This is a genomic window from Glutamicibacter sp., assembly GCF_050701915.1.
Taxonomy (GTDB): domain Bacteria; phylum Actinomycetota; class Actinomycetes; order Actinomycetales; family Micrococcaceae; genus Glutamicibacter.
Window position 1 is genome coordinate 21,502 of sequence record NZ_JBOGEG010000001.1, and the last position, 16,923, is coordinate 38,424.

At 58.9% G+C, this 16,923-nt stretch carries 12 protein-coding genes; 4 read left to right on the forward strand and 8 right to left on the reverse strand.

The features are described from left to right. Positions 1 to 17: 17 nt before the first annotated feature. Together ACRDT3_RS00100 and ACRDT3_RS00105 are read right to left on the reverse strand one after the other, a co-directional pair. Positions 18 to 896, reverse strand: a complete 879-nt coding sequence (locus ACRDT3_RS00100; protein ID WP_431491022.1) for a class II glutamine amidotransferase — start codon at positions 894 to 896, stop codon at positions 18 to 20. Between the two features lie 284 nt (positions 897 to 1,180). After that, complete coding sequence (locus ACRDT3_RS00105) at positions 1,181 to 2,929, reverse strand: hypothetical protein (RefSeq protein WP_431491023.1); 1,749 nt, start codon at positions 2,927 to 2,929, stop codon at positions 1,181 to 1,183. A 555-nt stretch (positions 2,930 to 3,484) separates the two neighbouring features. Here ACRDT3_RS00105 and ACRDT3_RS00110 point away from each other — a divergent pair. Beyond that, positions 3,485 to 5,587, forward strand: a complete 2,103-nt coding sequence (locus ACRDT3_RS00110) for a restriction endonuclease (protein WP_431491024.1) — start codon at positions 3,485 to 3,487, stop codon at positions 5,585 to 5,587. A gap of 497 nt (positions 5,588 to 6,084) precedes the next feature. Here ACRDT3_RS00110 and pdxS read toward each other — a convergent pair whose 3' ends face one another. The 5 genes from pdxS to ACRDT3_RS00135 form a co-directional block, all read right to left on the reverse strand. Continuing rightward, complete coding sequence (gene pdxS / locus ACRDT3_RS00115; protein WP_105658267.1) at positions 6,085 to 6,987, reverse strand: pyridoxal 5'-phosphate synthase lyase subunit PdxS; 903 nt, start codon at positions 6,985 to 6,987, stop codon at positions 6,085 to 6,087. A gap of 197 nt (positions 6,988 to 7,184) precedes the next feature. Beyond that, the gene (locus tag ACRDT3_RS00120) at positions 7,185 to 7,799 is read right to left on the reverse strand and encodes a hypothetical protein (protein WP_431491025.1); all 615 of its coding nucleotides are present in this window, start codon (positions 7,797 to 7,799) and stop codon (positions 7,185 to 7,187) included. 153 nt (positions 7,800 to 7,952) lie between these two features. Next, positions 7,953 to 8,519, reverse strand: coding sequence for an HIT family protein (locus tag ACRDT3_RS00125; protein WP_431491026.1), 567 nt, complete (start codon positions 8,517 to 8,519; stop codon positions 7,953 to 7,955). Between the two features lie 23 nt (positions 8,520 to 8,542). Further along, positions 8,543 to 10,558 (reverse strand): threonine--tRNA ligase, encoded by a 2,016-nt coding sequence (gene thrS, locus ACRDT3_RS00130; RefSeq protein WP_431491027.1) that lies wholly within the window; start codon positions 10,556 to 10,558, stop codon positions 8,543 to 8,545. Positions 10,559 to 10,678: 120 nt separating this feature from the next. Beyond that, the gene (locus ACRDT3_RS00135; protein WP_431491028.1) at positions 10,679 to 11,314 is read right to left on the reverse strand and encodes a helix-turn-helix domain-containing protein; all 636 of its coding nucleotides are present in this window, start codon (positions 11,312 to 11,314) and stop codon (positions 10,679 to 10,681) included. Positions 11,315 to 11,395: 81 nt separating this feature from the next. Here ACRDT3_RS00135 and ACRDT3_RS00140 point away from each other — a divergent pair, with 81 nt between their 5' ends. The 3 genes from ACRDT3_RS00140 to ACRDT3_RS00150 all read left to right on the forward strand — a co-directional run bounded on the left by ACRDT3_RS00140 (position 11,396) and on the right by ACRDT3_RS00150 (position 13,460). Then, a complete protein-coding gene (locus tag ACRDT3_RS00140) occupies positions 11,396 to 12,778 on the forward strand; it encodes an MFS transporter (protein WP_431491029.1) in 1,383 nt (460 codons plus the stop codon). Further along, entirely contained in the window at positions 12,775 to 12,951 is a 177-nt protein-coding gene (locus ACRDT3_RS00145) for a hypothetical protein (protein WP_431491030.1), read from the forward strand. Before ACRDT3_RS00140 ends, ACRDT3_RS00145 begins: the two co-directional genes overlap by 4 nt. Positions 12,952 to 13,019: 68 nt before the next feature. Further along, positions 13,020 to 13,460 (forward strand): VOC family protein, encoded by a 441-nt coding sequence (locus tag ACRDT3_RS00150; protein WP_431491031.1) that lies wholly within the window; start codon positions 13,020 to 13,022, stop codon positions 13,458 to 13,460. Here ACRDT3_RS00150 and ACRDT3_RS00155 read toward each other — a convergent pair whose 3' ends face one another. Beyond that, the gene (locus ACRDT3_RS00155; RefSeq protein ID WP_431491032.1) at positions 13,461 to 16,916 is read right to left on the reverse strand and encodes a DNA polymerase III subunit alpha; all 3,456 of its coding nucleotides are present in this window, start codon (positions 16,914 to 16,916) and stop codon (positions 13,461 to 13,463) included. Between the last annotated feature and the right edge of the window lie 7 nt (positions 16,917 to 16,923).

Genomic DNA, 16,923 nt, shown 5'->3' on the forward strand with positions numbered 1-16,923 from the left:
CTGTCATGTCCGGAAGACTATAGGTGCAAATCCGCGGGCGCAAAGACCGGCGTCTGGCCGGTGCGCATTACCCCGACGGTTCCCGAAGGAACCTCGTGCCAGGTCTGGCTGCTCCAATGCAGTTCCAGCGGTTCGGAAACGACCAGCTGCGCGTCCTGAGGCAACTGGTCCGCGGTACCGTCCCTGGTGAGCAGCATGGCAGGACCTGCCGCGTGGTAGAGGGAAGGCGCTACTTCGCCCGGCACCTCCGGGCTGACCCAGCCCAGCACCACCAGCTGTTGCCCGTCAGATGCGCATATCGTGGCGCGGAACGGGGCCTCGATGCCGTGCTCGGCGCGGGCCCGCTTGACCCGGGCAACCATCCGCGACAAGCCCGCCACCGGGTCCCTGGCCAAGCCGCAGAACGGGACCAAATAGAAGCAGACCTCGGTATCGGCGTTGCCCAGAATCATCGGGTAGCGTGACGGATCCACGTCGAAGGTCGGTTCGCGCTTGAGCGTGTCGAAGTCCGGAATTAACCCGTTGTGCTGGAACATCCAGCCCTCATCGACGAAAGGGTGGCAGTTCTGCTCGGCGATGGTCCTGCCCGGCGCCGCGCACACATGGGCCAGGATGCATTCTAAGGCGATCTGCGCCGCCAGGTGCCGCAGATTCTGGCTGTCCGAGGCCGGTCCGATCTGCCGGTACTGCCCGAGCATTCCCGAGTACCCTGCCCAGGCCATGCCGAGCCCGTCGCCGTTGGTCGGGAAGGCATGGTCCGCGAAGCCGGAGGCGAGCTCATCCAGGGGAAGGTAGAGCTGGCGGGCATGCAGTCTCTGGTCGATCAGCGAATGCGTGGGACGCACGAGAATATCGGCGATGTCGATCGGGGAACCCAGATAGGAAGCCAGCGGCACATGTCAGCTTCTTGGGGTCGGCGCGAATTCCGGGTTCCACCAACCTACGCCCGGCGGCATCCACCGACAAGGCCGGCCTGGGCCGTTTGCATCGTGCCAGATGCCGCCGTTGCCAGACTCGATGGACATTGGCCGGTGTTCGGTACGTTCGCCGTGCATCCTGGCCTGGGCCGCCACAGCAGAATGGCCACTCGAAGGCCCATGCTGACACTGGAGCACGGGTGGGCTGCGGACACGCTGAACTCAGACCCGGCCATCCTGTTCACGAAATAGTTCGCAGAGAATTAGCCGAACTGGATGCTTCCAAGAGTCCAATCGACAACCTTCGCCGTTGTGACCGAGTCATCCGCTCCGGGCACGAGCCGGAACGTGTCCCCAGATTTTAGCCTTGCAAGGTCGACACCTTGTTCGAGCTGTACTGAATGCACACTACTGGCGAGGGGATGATCAACTGTGTAGGTCCGGTTCCCGAGAGCGAAGACGGGCACTTCCACCTGCACGATGGTGCCACGGCCGGCGATAGCGTTGGTTACTACGTTCTTAGTGGATGCTACCTCTAAACCGCCCTCGGGAACTTGGAACGTAAGTTCCGTCCAATTCCAGCGATGAGGAATGCCCCCATATGTAGTGGCAAGGAGCGAGAGATGCCGGAATTGACGGTCGGTGATCTCAACGACCGAAGGCATAACAAGTGCAGGAGTCGTATGTTTTTGAAGCAGGGTCAGGTGACGGGCGATGGGAAGATAGATCGCCTCCAGTGCAGAGGGGAGGACAGCACCATGCGCTCGGAGAAGTGCGCTCCCTGCCTCAGTTTCCACGGACATGACGTCGCTCTCGCAAATGCCAAATAACTCCTCGAGCTCATCACAGACCGACTCCGGATTACGCCCATCGACGTTTCCCATTTGAACTTTCGCTTCTGCGTTATCTCCCGGTTTGAAACGCAGCTCTAAGTTCAGCGACCGCTCTGGCGTATCGAGAACCAGACGCAGCCAGCCCGTTTGTGAACCGACAGTTTGGGAGGTAACTTCCAGTGGCATCCTGAACCGGCGTTGCCCGTTGCTCTCTGTACACCGCAGATATAGCAAGGGGATGTTGGCATGACTTCTTTCGAAAATGGAGACTGTGGACTCCACCGCTTCCTCATGAGCGAATGGACCACCCGTGGTTGTTATCCGGACCCGCACGTCTTTGAACGCAGTACCCCACGCTTCCCAAGCCTGGACTGCGGCATGCTCGGGTGTCCCGGGAATCGTCAGGAACTCAACGTCCATGCAGATCGGGTCAATTTTCGAGGCCTCGGGCGTGCGAGGCACAATGGATTCGTATTTCCAGCGGCAATCTCCAAGGTAGGTCATCCTGTGAAAGACCGCTGAATCGCCTTCGTGAGGCAGGGGTATTTCCTGATTGCTGGATACGGTGCGGGTGCCGTGCTCGATCCGATAGTTGTCGTGGATAGTGTTGCGGAGGGCATCGAGTGCGTCCTGTCGGGTCTCTATGGCATCAAGCATCTTCAACGGCTCTCCCCTTTCAACTGGCGAGGCAGCGAGCATGGCTTTCTGGCTAATAAACTGTTCCAACACCGCCTCACCGTAAGTAAACCGCTGCATAGTCTCGGGGAAGCGGTCTGCCAGCCCCGAAATGAAGGCATCACCGTCCCACTGACAGGGGAATGCAACGCCTGCAGTGAGCTTGTCGAAGTCCGCGACTCGTTCCTCAGTAGGCGTCCACGGCGTGACCAGGTGATAGCGGATAATTGGCTTCCCACCGGGTCTGACATGCTCCTCAAGGAATCGTTTCCAAGAGTTCTTGACCTGACCGAATTGATTACTGGAAATCGACGTCGTGAAGCCTTTGACCTGCCAAATCTCAACTCCGTCGGGTAATGTGCGGAGGATGTCGATCCCGCCATCCCCCTGCGAAGGATTAATCTGCCGCGCGTCGACGAATTCGCGGCGCAGGAGGGTTGCAATAAGGGACTCGATCGAGTCGCCACTTCGCTGCTGAATCAGCGGCCAGTCATAGGTTGGCATGATCCAATACTACGAATTAATTCAAGCATCTGGCGATCCGCTCTCCAATTGATTTCCCTGGTACAACTTCGGCGGCAGGCCACGGTACGCTTCTGGGTGGGAAGCGAAAGGCTACAAGCGACCAACGATCTAGGCAGATTCTTCGGTCGTGTAGGGGCCAGGCAAACCCATAGCGGGAGGTTGAAATCGAAGAATTCGTAGACTCACTCCATTCGCTGCCGAGCGGCCCCGTGAGACTGACAGGCTTAGCTGTTCCCACAGCAGCAATGTAGGCACCGACTAATCGAGGGGCCCATTCGGTTGCCGTGGCGCTGATCGGTTCAGTGAACAGATCTTCGGCGGTTCCCAGCGATCCAATCGTAACCAGACAGATTGGTCTGGCGCCTTACCCAAATCTTTTGATGCCTTTCCCGACATGCGGTCATGGTTCAACAGGCATGTAAACAATCTTCAAAATCCAATCTATTCATGCACATTTCGAGATTCACAAATCAATTTCGAGATTACATAAATGACTTCCATAATTATTGTGATCATTTCCCATAGACTTGATCCATGTCATCGACAATCACCGAAGCGAACTTTCCCGTGGAAGACCAACGGGCCCTATGGCGTAGACAGTCTGCGAGCTTACCTTCGCTCCATGGTGGGAAGCGCGCATGGCTAAAGCTTATTTTCGAGCTGGTATCACAAGTGCAAGAAGCGGGTGCGGATATCATGATGAATGCCCGTCCGAATATACCTGACACAGTATTCAAGGATTCCGAATCACGATCGGGAGCATCAGCCGTACGAGAGCCATTGACGTGGGGCGAGTACAGCAGATTCCTCAAGGCTGCAGGCCTCGTTCGAGCGGAAGACACCAAACTAGTGCTCACCGGTGTCGGCCATAAGTATCTAATCACCGGTTCACCATCCGTTCTGGGTACGTCACTAGCAAAATGTTTCCGGCTACTCTCAGAATCACTGAATTTTATTGCAAGTTCACCAGAAACCGTGGAGGAAGTTGATAAATTCCTCAAAGCTGCTTATCACACCGACTGGAAAAGCCTTGGTGGCGTTCGTGCGCGCCTAGATTGGCTCGATGCCCTCGGTGCAATTGAGGCGACCGCAGGTCGACGGTGGATGATCACTTCTATTGGCCAAGAGATGCTGATGGCTTGTCACTTGGTCACCCCGGAAGCACTTGAAATCGAAGCATCTCCAGTTGAAACAATAGAGCCCGCGCCAATACAGATTAAAAACTTGCTGGCTGAACTGAGCGATGGAACTCGTTTGCAGTCGTCTCGGAGCACTTACAATATCTGGGTGCCGAGCCCGGCTACTCATTCAAACAAGGTGGAAAATCTACGTGTCATCGTGAATGCGTTGATCGATCCACTCAGTCGTTCCGAACTCCTCGGATTCATCGCCAACACATTCAGTCTTCGACGTTCCAGCGTGGACTCAATGTTGCCCTTCCTACGAGCTTCGGGACTCATCGTCGAGGTGGGTCTAGGTATATATCAAGCATCCCCTACGGCTCGTGCATGGCTCCAGTCAGGCAGCAACATTAACTTCATCCGGATTCTTCACGCCAATATGCGTTTCGTCGGTGAGATGCTCCTTGCGGCGGAGGGCGGCGCGACTCGAGCCGATGTCTATGCTGAAGCAAAACGCCATGGTCTAAATGTGGATAAGTCCCGCTGGATCGCGGCATTCCTAATGGACACGGGGCTCATAGTGCCACCGAAATATGGCAGCCTGCGGACGACTCCCACAGGGGTAGCTCTTCTCGAAGAGCTACCCCTGGCAGAACCAGAAGTGCAGCCCGATTCTGATCCAGAAAATATCCCTACATCAGACAACAAGTCAGCTTTCTGTTCATCGAGCCTGGCCGAGTCATTAGATGAGCTTTCCCGCACGCCTATGGCGAAAGAACGAGGGGCTGGGAAGGCCTTTGAACGGGCAATCAGTGACGCCTTCACTCTCATGGGATTCGATGCCCGCGTACTTAGTGGTTCAGGCACCACAGACGTACTCGTAAAATGGCGAGACCACAAGGGTGCAAAACGTACCTCAATTGTCGAAGCCAAATCGCGTTCCAGCGGTAGCATCTCGCACACGGATGTCAGTGATGTTGCACTTGAATCACATAAAGTTCAACATCATGCTGATTACGTTGCGGTAATTGCCCCAGCGTTTGTCGGCGACACGACCAAGAATATGGCGCGGGCACGTAGCTGGACTCTCATCGACGCATCAATGCTTGGAGCCATCGCGGACAAGGCGCTAGCGCTAGGTATCGGACCTGAATTATCGGGAGCGTTATTTGAGTCCAACGGCGGTGTCGACGCAACTATGAAGGCGATTGCCGACAAACAACGTGAGCTCGCAGTCCTCACATACGTGGTCGGGCAGCTTGCCGAAGAGGCAAAGGAATCAGGTGACCCGATCACGCCTCGCGACATATCTAGAGATGGCCGCCGAAGTGAAGTTAAGCCTTCAGTTAGTGAAGTTCTCTCGGCCCTTAGTACCTTGCAAGATCTCGCACCGGGTGCGGTCCGGAAGACAAACGAGAACAACGATCCCAAATTTTCTAGTTTCGAGCTTGGTAGCCCTCGCTCCTCGGCATTAGGTCTACGAGCAATCGCGGAAGCAATCGAAGCGCCACTTTGAGCAACGGTGCCATGGAAAACATGTACGACAGATGAAGCGAACCCATCAGTTGGACTGTCCAAGTGACACCTCAGACATACCAGACGAAGGCTGGTCCATACATCGAAACAGCAATTGGATGTCTCTCCGAGATGACTCGCAAAGTGTGGAACAAACGCTCACTCATTTTTGGATCGACACAGATCAAGACAGTGGACCTTGGTTGGCCTGAGGTTCTACGACACAGCGATGAATCTCGGACAATACACCTTGTTTCAGTCCAAGATGCGGAATGACCCACTCGATCTGCTCACATGAGATGGATGTTCAGCAGACGTTTATTGGCTCGGTGGGAGCGTTAGTATGTGACTGCTTGTCAAGATGCAACTGTAGACAACTTTATCGACGGATACGCCGTTTAGACTACGGTTTCCACCCGAATCACTGCTCTGGGAACGTCAAGCCCACGCCACCGGGAATTCGGTGGCGTGGGCTTGCAATGCTGGGAACGTCGGCGCTTACCAGCCGCGCTCCGAAAGGCGGTGAGGTACCGGCACGTCGGCGACGTTGATGCCGACCATTGCTTCACCCAGACCACGGGAGATCTTGGCCAGCTCGTCCGGGTTGTCGAAGAAGGTGGTTGCCTTCACGATGGCCTCGGCGCGCTGCACTGGATTGCCGGACTTGAAGATGCCCGAGCCGACGAAGACGCCATCGGCACCCAGCTGCATCATCATTGCTGCATCGGCCGGGGTGGCAATGCCGCCCGCGGTGAACAGCACTACCGGCAGCTTGCCGGTCTGCGCGATTTCCTTGACCAGCTCATACGGTGCCTGCAGCTCCTTGGCAGCCACGTACAGCTCATCTTCCGGCAGTGCGGCCAGCTTGGCGATCTCTGCACGGATCTTGCGCATGTGCCCGGTGGCGTTCGAAACATCGCCGGTGCCGGCTTCGCCCTTCGAGCGGATCATCGCGGCACCTTCGTTGATGCGACGCAATGCCTCACCGAGGTTGGTGGCGCCGCAAACGAATGGAACGGTGAAAGGCCACTTATCGATGTGGTTCTCGTAGTCTGCTGGCGAAAGGACCTCGGACTCATCAATGTAGTCGACGCCGAGGGACTGCAGGATCTGCGCCTCGACAAAGTGGCCAATACGAGCCTTGGCCATCACCGGGATGGACACCTCGGCGATGATGCCATCGATCATATCCGGGTCGCTCATGCGCGAGACGCCACCCTGGGCACGGATATCCGCAGGAACGCGTTCCAGAGCCATGACGGCCACGGCACCTGCATCTTCGGCGATGCGTGCCTGCTCTGGGGTGACTACGTCCATAATGACGCCGCCCTTGAGCATTTCGGCCATGCCGCGCTTGACGCGGTCCGAGCCGACGACGGAGTTCTGGTTGTTCGTAGACATGGTGTGGAGGGGTTCCTTTCGACACTGCGGTGACTCGTTTTTGCCCCAGAATTTCGGGGATATAAGCGAGGTGGTACGCCAGTAATCGTAGGATCGCTTTGCTTTATTACCTCACGTGTTGCGTCACAATGTTGCACCAGGAGACTTGTCCACTGATCGGAGGTTAGTGCGTAACATAGTCTTTCAAGCTAAAACTGCTAGTCAGAGATAATTTTTGCGCGCAGTCGAGGGTTTCCCTCCAATAGCTCAGCGACAATGTTTTTTGCTGGTTTTTCATTCGCGTCATATTCGCCAGTTTCCATGCGCGCCACTTCATCTGACATGTACTTCACCAAGTGCACGTCCCCATCAATCTTTTCTGCCACTGCCTGCAGCTGTTCGGCGTAGTCCAATAGCTGCGTGGTGCAGGCCCGGGTGAAAGATGGATCAGGGTCGTCGGCGCGTTCGTGGATGCCGCTGAAGCATTCGGCCAGCTCATCAATCCCAGGCTTCGCAGCTTCCATTACTTGGAGCAGTGCGCGGTCATCTGCCCGTGCTGTGTCTAAGAGCCCTAGGCGGTAGTGGGATTCGGTGGCCACGGCCGCTGCGAGCCGTTCCAGCGGATCCAGGGTATCCAGCCAACCGCGCAGGAACGTATCGCAGTTTGCATCGTGCTCGTAGCCCAGTTCTTCAAGCAGCTGATCAATCATGCCGATCGAGTAGCGGGCCGCTCCTTGGATAGCGAAACGCATTTCATGCTCGGAGCCGCTGATAATCCAGTCGCGGATGTCTTCGATGGTGCCGATTGGTTCGGGAGACCTGGGAATATTCAACGATGCTCATTTCGTGGGGAAGTTGTTCCTCTATGCCACCATAATCCGCCGCATTCTTATTTTCACAGGTCAAGACGGTTGTTTTGGGGTTAAATGACATTGGGCCCGACAGGACATTTCCATGTCCTGTCAGGCCCGCGTGCCGGCTAGTGCCTAGTTCGGTGTTTCGCTGTCCCATGCATCAGCAATGGCACTGCGAACCTCGGACAAGGTCTGCGGGATGGCTTTTGTCTGCGCGATGATCGGGAAGAAATTCCCGTCTCCGTTCCACCGGGGCACGATGTGCTGGTGCAGGTGGGCGGCAATGCCGGCTCCCCCAGCTTCGCCCTGGTTCATGCCCAGGTTGAACCCGGCAGGGTTGGATACCTTGCGCAGTACGCGCATTGACTGCTGGGCCAACGCTGCCATTTCGGCCGTTTCTTCCAAGGTGATGTCGGTGTAATTCGGCACGTGGCGGTAGGGGCAGACCAGCAGGTGGCCCGGGTTGTACGGGAACAAGTTCAGGATCACGTAGCAGGTTTTGCCACGGTGCACGATCAGCGCTTCTTCGTCGGTCCGCCCGGGACCGGCGCAGAATGGGCAGCTGGCCTCATCCTTGACCTGGTCCTGCCCGCCCTTGATATAAGCCATCCGGTAGGGAGTCCAAAGACGCTGGAACGAATCCGGCACTCCGGCGAGTTCAAAGTCGTCGGTGACGGACTGGTCTGCGTGTTCCTGCATGCTCAATGGACTCCCTGTCCGAACTAGTTGTTGTTGTCGCGGCTCTTGATGGCTTCAACGATGCGGGCTACCGCATCATCGATTGGCACCTGGTTTTCCTGGCTGCCATCGCGGAAGCGGAAGGACACGGCGTTTGCATCAGCATCTTCGCCACCGGCGATGAGCACGAATGGAATCTTGTCCTTGGACGCGTTGCGGATCTTCTTCGGGAAGCGATCCGAAGAGTCATCCAGCTCCACGCGGACACCCTGCGCCTTGAGCTTCGCAACTACCTCTTCGAGGTAGCCGTTGAAGGCCTCGGCCACTGGGATCGCGCGAACCTGCACCGGCGAGAGCCATGCAGGGAAGGCACCTGCGTAGTGCTCGGTGAGCACGCCCAGGAAGCGCTCGATGGAACCGAACTTCGCCGCGTGGATCATCACTGGTTCCTGGCGGGAACCGTCGGCAGCCTGGTACTCCAAGCCGAAGCGCGCTGGCTGGTTGAAGTCGTACTGCACGGTGCCCATCTGCCAGGTGCGCCCGATGGCGTCCTTGGCCTGGACCGAGATCTTCGGGCCGTAGAATGCGGCTCCGCCCGGATCGGCAACCAGTTCGACGCCGGACTCGGTGGCGACGCGCTCGAGCACGGCGGTGGCTTCATCCCACTGCTCGTCCGAGCCGATGAACTTGTCCGATTCCGGGTCACGCGTGGACAGCTCCAGGTAGAAGTCATCCATGCCGAAGTCGCGCAAGAGCGAAAGCATGAAGTTCAGCAGGTGCTCGACTTCAGCAGGCGCTTGTTCCTTGGTGACGTAGGAGTGGCTGTCGTCCTGGGAGAAACCGCGCACACGGGTCAGGCCATGGACCACGCCGGACTTCTCGTAGCGGTAGACGTGGCCGAATTCGAACAGGCGCAGTGGCAGTTCACGGTAGCTGCGTCCGCGACCGCGGAAGATCAGGTTGTGCATCGGGCAGTTCATTGCCTTCAGGCGGTATTCCTGGCCCTGCTTGGTGATGTTGCCATCTTCATCGCGCTCTTCGTCGATGTGCAGCGCCGGGAACATGGTGTCAGCGTAGTAAGGCAGGTGGCCCGAGGTGTGGAACAGCCCATCCTTGGAGATGTGCGGGGTGCCCACGTACTGGAAGCCTTCTTCGACGTGGCGGTCGCGTACGTAGTCTTCCATCTCGCGCTTGATGATGCCGCCCTTGGGGTGGAACACCGGCAGACCCGAGCCCAGCTCATCGGGGAAGGAGAACAGGTCCAGTTCGGCACCGAGCTTGCGGTGGTCGCGGCGCTCGGCTTCGGCCAGGCGCTCCTGGTAGGCCTTCAGGTCATCCTTGGTTGGCCATGCGGTGCCGTAGATGCGCTGCAGTTGCTTGTTCTTCTCGCTGCCCAGCCAGTAGGCGGCGGCCGAGCGAGTCAGCGCGTAGGCGTTCTTGATCAGCTTGGTGTTCGGCAGGTGCGGGCCGCGGCACAGGTCCTTCCAGACGGTGTCGCCGGACTTGCGGTCCACGTTGTCGTAGATGGTGGTTTCGCCAGCGGCAACCTCAACGGTGACGCCTTCGCCGGAAGTGTCAGCGGAGTCGGCCTTGGCCAGCAGCTCGCACTTGTATGGCTCGTTGGCCATTTCAGCCTTGGCTTCCTCCGGGGAAACTTCGCGGCGAACAAAGAGCTGGTTCTGGTTGATGATCTTCTGCATCATCTTTTCCAGCTGCTTCAAGTCTTCTGGAGTGAACGGGTCCTCGACATCGAAGTCGAAGTAGAAACCATCGGTGATGTATGGACCGATTCCCAGCTTGGAGTCCGGGCGCAGCTGCTGCACAGCCTGGGCCATCACGTGGGCGGTCGAGTGGCGCAGCACCTCCAATCCTTCTGGATCGTTGATGGTTACGCGGGTGACAGTGGTTCCGGCTTCCAGTTCGCGGGCCAGGTCGCGCAATACGCCATCGACGTGCATAACAACCACGTCTTTATCATTGGCGAAATACTGCAGACCGGTCGTTCCCGCGTCCACCTGTACCTGCTCGCCGTCAAGGGTGAGAGTCAGCTGCTCGCTCATGAGATCGGGTTCTACCTTTCAATCTGTGATGGCTTCATAGCTTGTGGCATACCTTGGCCACAGCCAGCCAAAATCCAGTTTAGTTCAGGACCCCACCTCAGCGCGCGTTCACATCGGGTTTTACAACGGTTGATCATTGCCATGTGACTCGTTCAACAGCGATTCCGCATTGAGCAAGGTCATCACATGCCAGACTTCGCGCTGCTCGGCTGGCTGGGAGCTCGCGACCTCGCCGTTCTTTAAGTCCTCGCGAAATGCAGGGATGACTTTTTCCAGCCGGCGGACCAGCTCGTTCATTTCATCTGGAGTAAGCATCAGGTCACTGGTCATCAACCGGGCTTTGGCGTTGCCGTCTTCCTCGCCGGAATAATGCCGCCCTCCGTGGAGCATCGCCGCTTGCAATCGCCGCTGCTCGTCATGCACGACCTGCCCCAAGTAGGCGTCCATGGCCAGGCCCGCGGGATCGTCTTCCCGCTCCCCGACCTCGCCGGTGGTGAACCCGTCGGCCGCGGGCTTCCATACGCGGTCGCGCTTATCCCGGGCCAGTTCAGGACCTTCGGTGATCATCTCGGCCTTGGCCAGCTCGCGCAGATGGAAACTGACCTTGTTCGCCGGCACTTCCAGAACTTCAGCCAAGTCTGCCGCACGAGCCGAACCCATAGCCGAAAGCGTGTTGAGGATCTGCCTGCGCAGCGGGTTGGCAATCGCTTTAAGCATCGGCGTAGTGAATGTGACTAGCGACTCTTTGTTGCTCATGTGCACAGCATAACAATCCCCCCAATTTAAATTGCGCAAATTCTATTGCGCAACTTTACTTGCGGGCTTACAGTGGGTTCCATGACCACTACCCAACCCGCCGGTTCCCCCGGGCCTGAGGCGGCCGAAGCATCCTCGCTTCCGCCGCTGCGCGCCCAGCGCAACTACCGAATCTGGTGGCTGGCCGACACCTCAGCCTTGCTGGCCGGCGGCATCTACGGATTCATCCTTCCGTTGATCTTGCTGGCTACAACCCAATCCCCGGTCTGGGCCGGAGCACTGGCGGCCTTGGGCGTAGCAGCCAGAGCCAGCCTCACCTTGGCAGGCGGCGCCATGGCAGACCGCAGTGACCGCGCCCGCATGATGCTGATCAATGGAGTGTGCGCAGCGGCAATGACTGGGGCTCTTGCCTTGGGCATCAGCACCCACTCACTTTCCGCAACTGCCCTTTGCATCGCGCATATCCTCATGGAACTGCGCGGCGGGTACTTCGGGTCGACAACGAATGCCGCCCTGAAGGATCTCGTCCACCCCAAGCAATTGGGCCGCGCATTGGCTGCCAACCAGGGCCGCGACTCGGTATTGATGCTCGGAGCGTCTCCGCTGGGCGGTTTACTTCTTGGCCTTGGTGGAGGAATCGCGCTTCTGGCAGTGGGCGTCTTGAACTTGCTGGCGGGTCTTGCCGGCTTCACCCTTCGCCGTCCGCTGCGAGCAGCCGCCGAAGAAACTCGCAAGCGCCGCGAGGATCCCGGAAGCACTGGGGAGACAGTAGCCCATGGCATCGTTGCCGGCATGCGCTGGTGCTTTGCACGCCCTCGATTGCGCGCGATCTTACTGGTCATCATGGTCGTCAATATTGGCGTCAATGGCTTGATGACCGCTTTGATCTACGGCCTGCAGCAGCGCGGGGAAACCGCGTGGGTCATTGGCTTGGCATCGACATTCATGGGCGTTGGCATGCTGATCGGATCAGTTGCAGCAACCGCTGCCATCGACAAGTTCCGTACCGGCTTGCTGGCTTGCGTCTGCCTCACCATATTGGGAATTGCCATGCTGCTCATCGGCTTCAACACCAACCTGCTCTGGATGGGCATCATGCTTCTGGTGAGTTTCCTCAGCGTTCCAGCTCTCAATGCAGCGATTGGCGGCTATTTCATGGCCGCCATTCCTCCAGAAATGGCTGGTCGAGCCAACTCCTTGATCATGTTCATGGCGCTAGCTGCCGGCCCCTTGGCTCCGTTGGCAGCGGGCGTTGGGCTGGAATGGCTGGGCATGGGACCAACCCTCATTTTCTTCGGAGCTTTCGTGATGCTCAGCGCACTAGTTGCTTGGCTGTCTCCTCGGATTCGGAATATTCCCCACCCGGAAAATTGGGTTCAGGAAGCCGCAATCGAAATGCCAGTTCCCGAGGATCCAGCTGGCAGCGACCCCGTCAGCAAATACGGCAAGGAGAAACTGAAGTGAATTCCATACCAGACCGGAATCAGCCAGTACCCCGCAAGCGTTCAAAGCGCCGCAGGGTTTTCAGCAGCGAGGCACGCTACGCCTACGGAAGCTTTGCGGCAGCTAACGGGGTTCAGCAGTCCTTGGACGCCAAGGACGCCATTCAGCGCAATGAGCAGTGGATCTACCTGTGACCCTGAAAAGGACCTCGGATAGCGGCCAACCCATGGCGTTCGCCTCCAAACGCTCCTACCCTTGAACCATGAACAAGTCGACACCACCGGTCATCAGCGCTATCACCCTCGGCGTGCGCGATGTCGGCGTTTCAACCAAGTTCTACACCGAGGGCCTGGGGTTCGATCTGGTTCAGCCTGCTCACCCGGAAATTGCTTTTGTCCGGGCCGGTTACGGCCTGATGCTGGCGTTGTGGGACATCGAGCAGATGCCCTCCGAATACGGCAACGTCGGCCACGGCGACATGGCTCCCCCACTCTCATTGGGCCACAACGTCCACACCGATGCAGAGGTGGATCAGCACTACCGGCGAGCGCTGGAGGCGGGAGCAGCTTCGATTTCGGAGCCAACGGTGCAGCCGTGGGGCGGTAAGAGCGCGTGCATTGCAGACCCTGATGGTTTCCGTTGGGACTTCGTGCATAACCCGTCATTTGTTATTGATGCCGATGGGCACATTTCCTCGGTTTAGTCACGCCCCGCGCTGGTCTAGCCCTTCGGCTTCCATGCGCCTTGCCAGTTCGCCGACACTCTCGCTCTTGCGCGCACCCTCACCGAGCTTTGGCCGATAGCTTGGTTGCGGGCGCGTGACCTCTTCGAGGTATCCGGCGGCTGGCAGGGTCTCTGGCTGATGCAGGTCCCAGGCGTTCAGCGCTTGGAGGGAAATGCCGCGCGGTCCGGTACGGCGCGTGACCCCGTGGATGAGCAGCATCCGTGTGGAGAAGAGCAAGGGTGCTGTGCGTTGCTGCGTATCGTCGAAGAAGGTTGCGTCAATGCAGCCGCTTCCGTCGTCTACAGAGATGAACACCACGCGTTTGCCTCCGCGCATCGGCGGGGTTTGCGTTGCCACGCGCACCCCGGCAACCAGAACTTCGGTTCCGTTGCGCAGGTGCAGCAGCTCGGCTGCCTGCGTAATGGGCAGGTGCGCCAGTCGTTGGCGGTACGAGGTGATCAGATGCTCGCTGGCGTCCACATGCATGAGGTCCAATTCGGTGCGTACTACTTCCGCGGGATCCAGTGCTTTGCCGGTCTGGTCGATATATTCGATCTGCCCCAGGTCCAGGGCGAGTTGCCCGGGCCCCGGGCGGTATTTAGCTGGCAGGGAGCTGTGCGCCATGGATTGCGTGTGGGCGATCGTATCGGCACGGGAGGTCCCGGCCAATAAGGAATCGAATACCCCCAGGGCGGCGAGGTTCTGGTAGGTGCGTCGCGAGAGGCCTGCACGGGCGCGGACATCGGCGAGGTGCTCATAGGGTTGGCCTGCGACCAGGCGTTCGACTTCGCGTTCGCTCATCTGGTGGATGTCGCGGAAAGCCAGCCGGATTCCATAGCGCCCAGGGCGCAGCGAGCTGGGTGCGCGGGGCACCACAGGAACCTTCGCTGGAGCAGATTCGAATATTCGTTCGACTCTGTAGTGCCCGGTGGAGCGGTTGATATCCAACGGGAGGATGGGAACGCCCATTCTCCGTGCTTCCGAGACCAGCAGCCGCTTGGGATACATGCCCGGGTCGTGCTCCCAGATGCCGGCAAGGAAAGCTTCGGGGTGGTGCGCCTTGAGCCAGGCTGAATGATAGGTGGGGACGGCAAAGGCCGCTCCATGCGCCTTGCAGAAGCCGAAGGAGCCGAAGCCGGCGAGCACTGCCCAGACCTTGTCGATGACTTCAGGGGTGAAGCCATTCTTCACCGCTTCGGTGCGCACATACTTCTCGACGGCTAGCTCCTTCTCGGGATTGCCCAGTAAGCGCCGGTAGACATCGGCCATGCCCAATCCGCATCCGGTGAGCACATCAAGCATGCGCAGCACCTGTTCGTGGAAGACGGTGACCCCGTGGGTTTCGGCGAGCGCGGGAATCAATTTGGCGTGCAGGTATTGGGCAGGGGCGAAGCCGTGGCGGTGCTCCAGGTAGGGCTTGACCATATTCGACTGCATGGGACCCGGGCGGAACAGGGAGATATCGATGATCAGGTCGTTGAATTCGCGGGGAGCGAGCTTGCCGATCAGTTCGCGTTGCCCCGGGGACTCGATCTGGAAGCAGCCCAGCGTATACGTGGAGCGGATCAATTCGAAAGTAGGTTCGTCATCCAGTGGCACCCTGGACAGGTCGATCGCTCCGGTAGCGGAGATATAGCTGTCGTCGGCGTGCCCTCCGGCGCGAGCGGCCGCTTGCTTATCCGGGTGCATGCGGGCGATTTCCTCGAGCGTGTAGGCGATGGCTGATTGCATGCGCACACCGAGCACGTCGAGCTTGATCAAACCCATCAGGTCCATGTCGTGCTTGTCGAACTGGCTCATCTGCAGTCCGATGCCCGAGGGCTGGACCGGGGTGCGGTCCAGCAGGCTCGCGTCGGAGAGGATCACTCCGCAGGGGTGCATGGAGATATGGCGAGGCAGCCGGTCGAGACGTTCGGTAGCATCGATGAGGATATCGAGCTGGGTGTCATCGGTAATGCGTTCTGCCAATGCGGCCAGCTCCGGCTTCTCGGTGAGCGCTTCGCGGAAAGAGGATGCGGAGAAGCGCCAGAGCTGCTTCGCGATCTCATCCACCTGTTCCTGCTCTACCCCGAGGGCGGCTCCTGCATCACGTACCGCGCCGCGCGCACGGTAGGCGTTCTGCATGCTCATCAGGCTGACGCGCTCTTCCCCGAAGCTGGAGAAGATCTCGCGGTAGATCTCGTGGCGGCGTGCGGATTCCACGTCAATGTCGATATCCGGCAGGGTGGTGCGGGTATCGGAGAGGAAGCGTTCGAACACCAGGTCGTGGGCCAGCGGGTTCACCTGGCTGATGCCCAGCAGGTAGTTCACCAGCGAGGAGGCGCCGGAGCCGCGGGCGGCCACGCGGATTCCCATGCTGGTGATCAGCTTGACGGTTTCGGCGACGGTCAGGAAATACCCGGCGAAGTCCAGCCGGTCGATCACCCCGAGTTCCAGAGCCAGCTGTCTTTCAATGAGGCTGGGCTTGGTGTGCGGCAAGAGCCCAGGCACCGCCGCATAGACTCGCTCGGTGAGTTCTTGCATGGCCGGACGGTGCAGGCCGATGACTTTCGCTTCGGGGATCACCGGCTTCTTCCATCCGAGGTCGGCTACCGGGTCTGCCGCTGCCCATTCGGCGAGCGCTTCAGTTTCCCGCAAAAGCTGTTGGGCCCAGCTTTTTTCGGTGGCTTGGCCGATCTCTTTGGCCAGCTGGCGCATCTCTTGCGGGGTTTTCAGCCACCCTTGGCCATTGGGTTGGCAGGAGTCCAGGTTCTTCAGGCTATGCAGGGCGCGCGCTGAGTCCAGGATGTCTGCGGTGACCGCCCCGTCGGGGTCTACGTAGCGTACGGCATTGGTGAGCACGGCTTTGATCCCCCGCTCTTGGGCGTACCGCAGCAAGCGGGCTGCTTCACCGAGGCTGTAGCGCGATCCGGGACTGGACAGGTGCGTGGTGATTTCTACTCGCAGCATCTTTCCCAGCTGCTTCTTCCAGCTGGCAAGCAGTGCCCGGGCTTGGGCATAGCTTGCCTTGAGGATTGCGCGGGCCACGTCTGATTCGCCGCCGAGCAGGATCATCAGGTTCCCTGCAGCACCCAGGTGTGCCAGTTGCTCAGTTCTCAGCCCCGGAACGCCGTGCGCAGTGCTATGCGCGAGGGTGATGGCTCGGCACAGCGCCGCATACCCCACGCCATTGCAGCGCCCACGGGCCAGCAGGACGATCCGCCCTTGGGTTTCTCCGTGGTTATCGAGCACGGCAAGGTTCACCCCGAGAATCGGTTGCAGCCCTTCTGCCATGCAGGCCGACACATGCTTGACCGTTCCATAGAGCCCGTCCCGGTCAGTCAGCGCGAGCATCTGGGCACCCTGCGCTTTGGCCGCTTGGGCCAGCTGCTTTGGGTGCGAGACTCCGTAATGGGCGCTATAGGAAGAACTGACGTTCAGGTGGGTGAAGCTCATGGAGGTC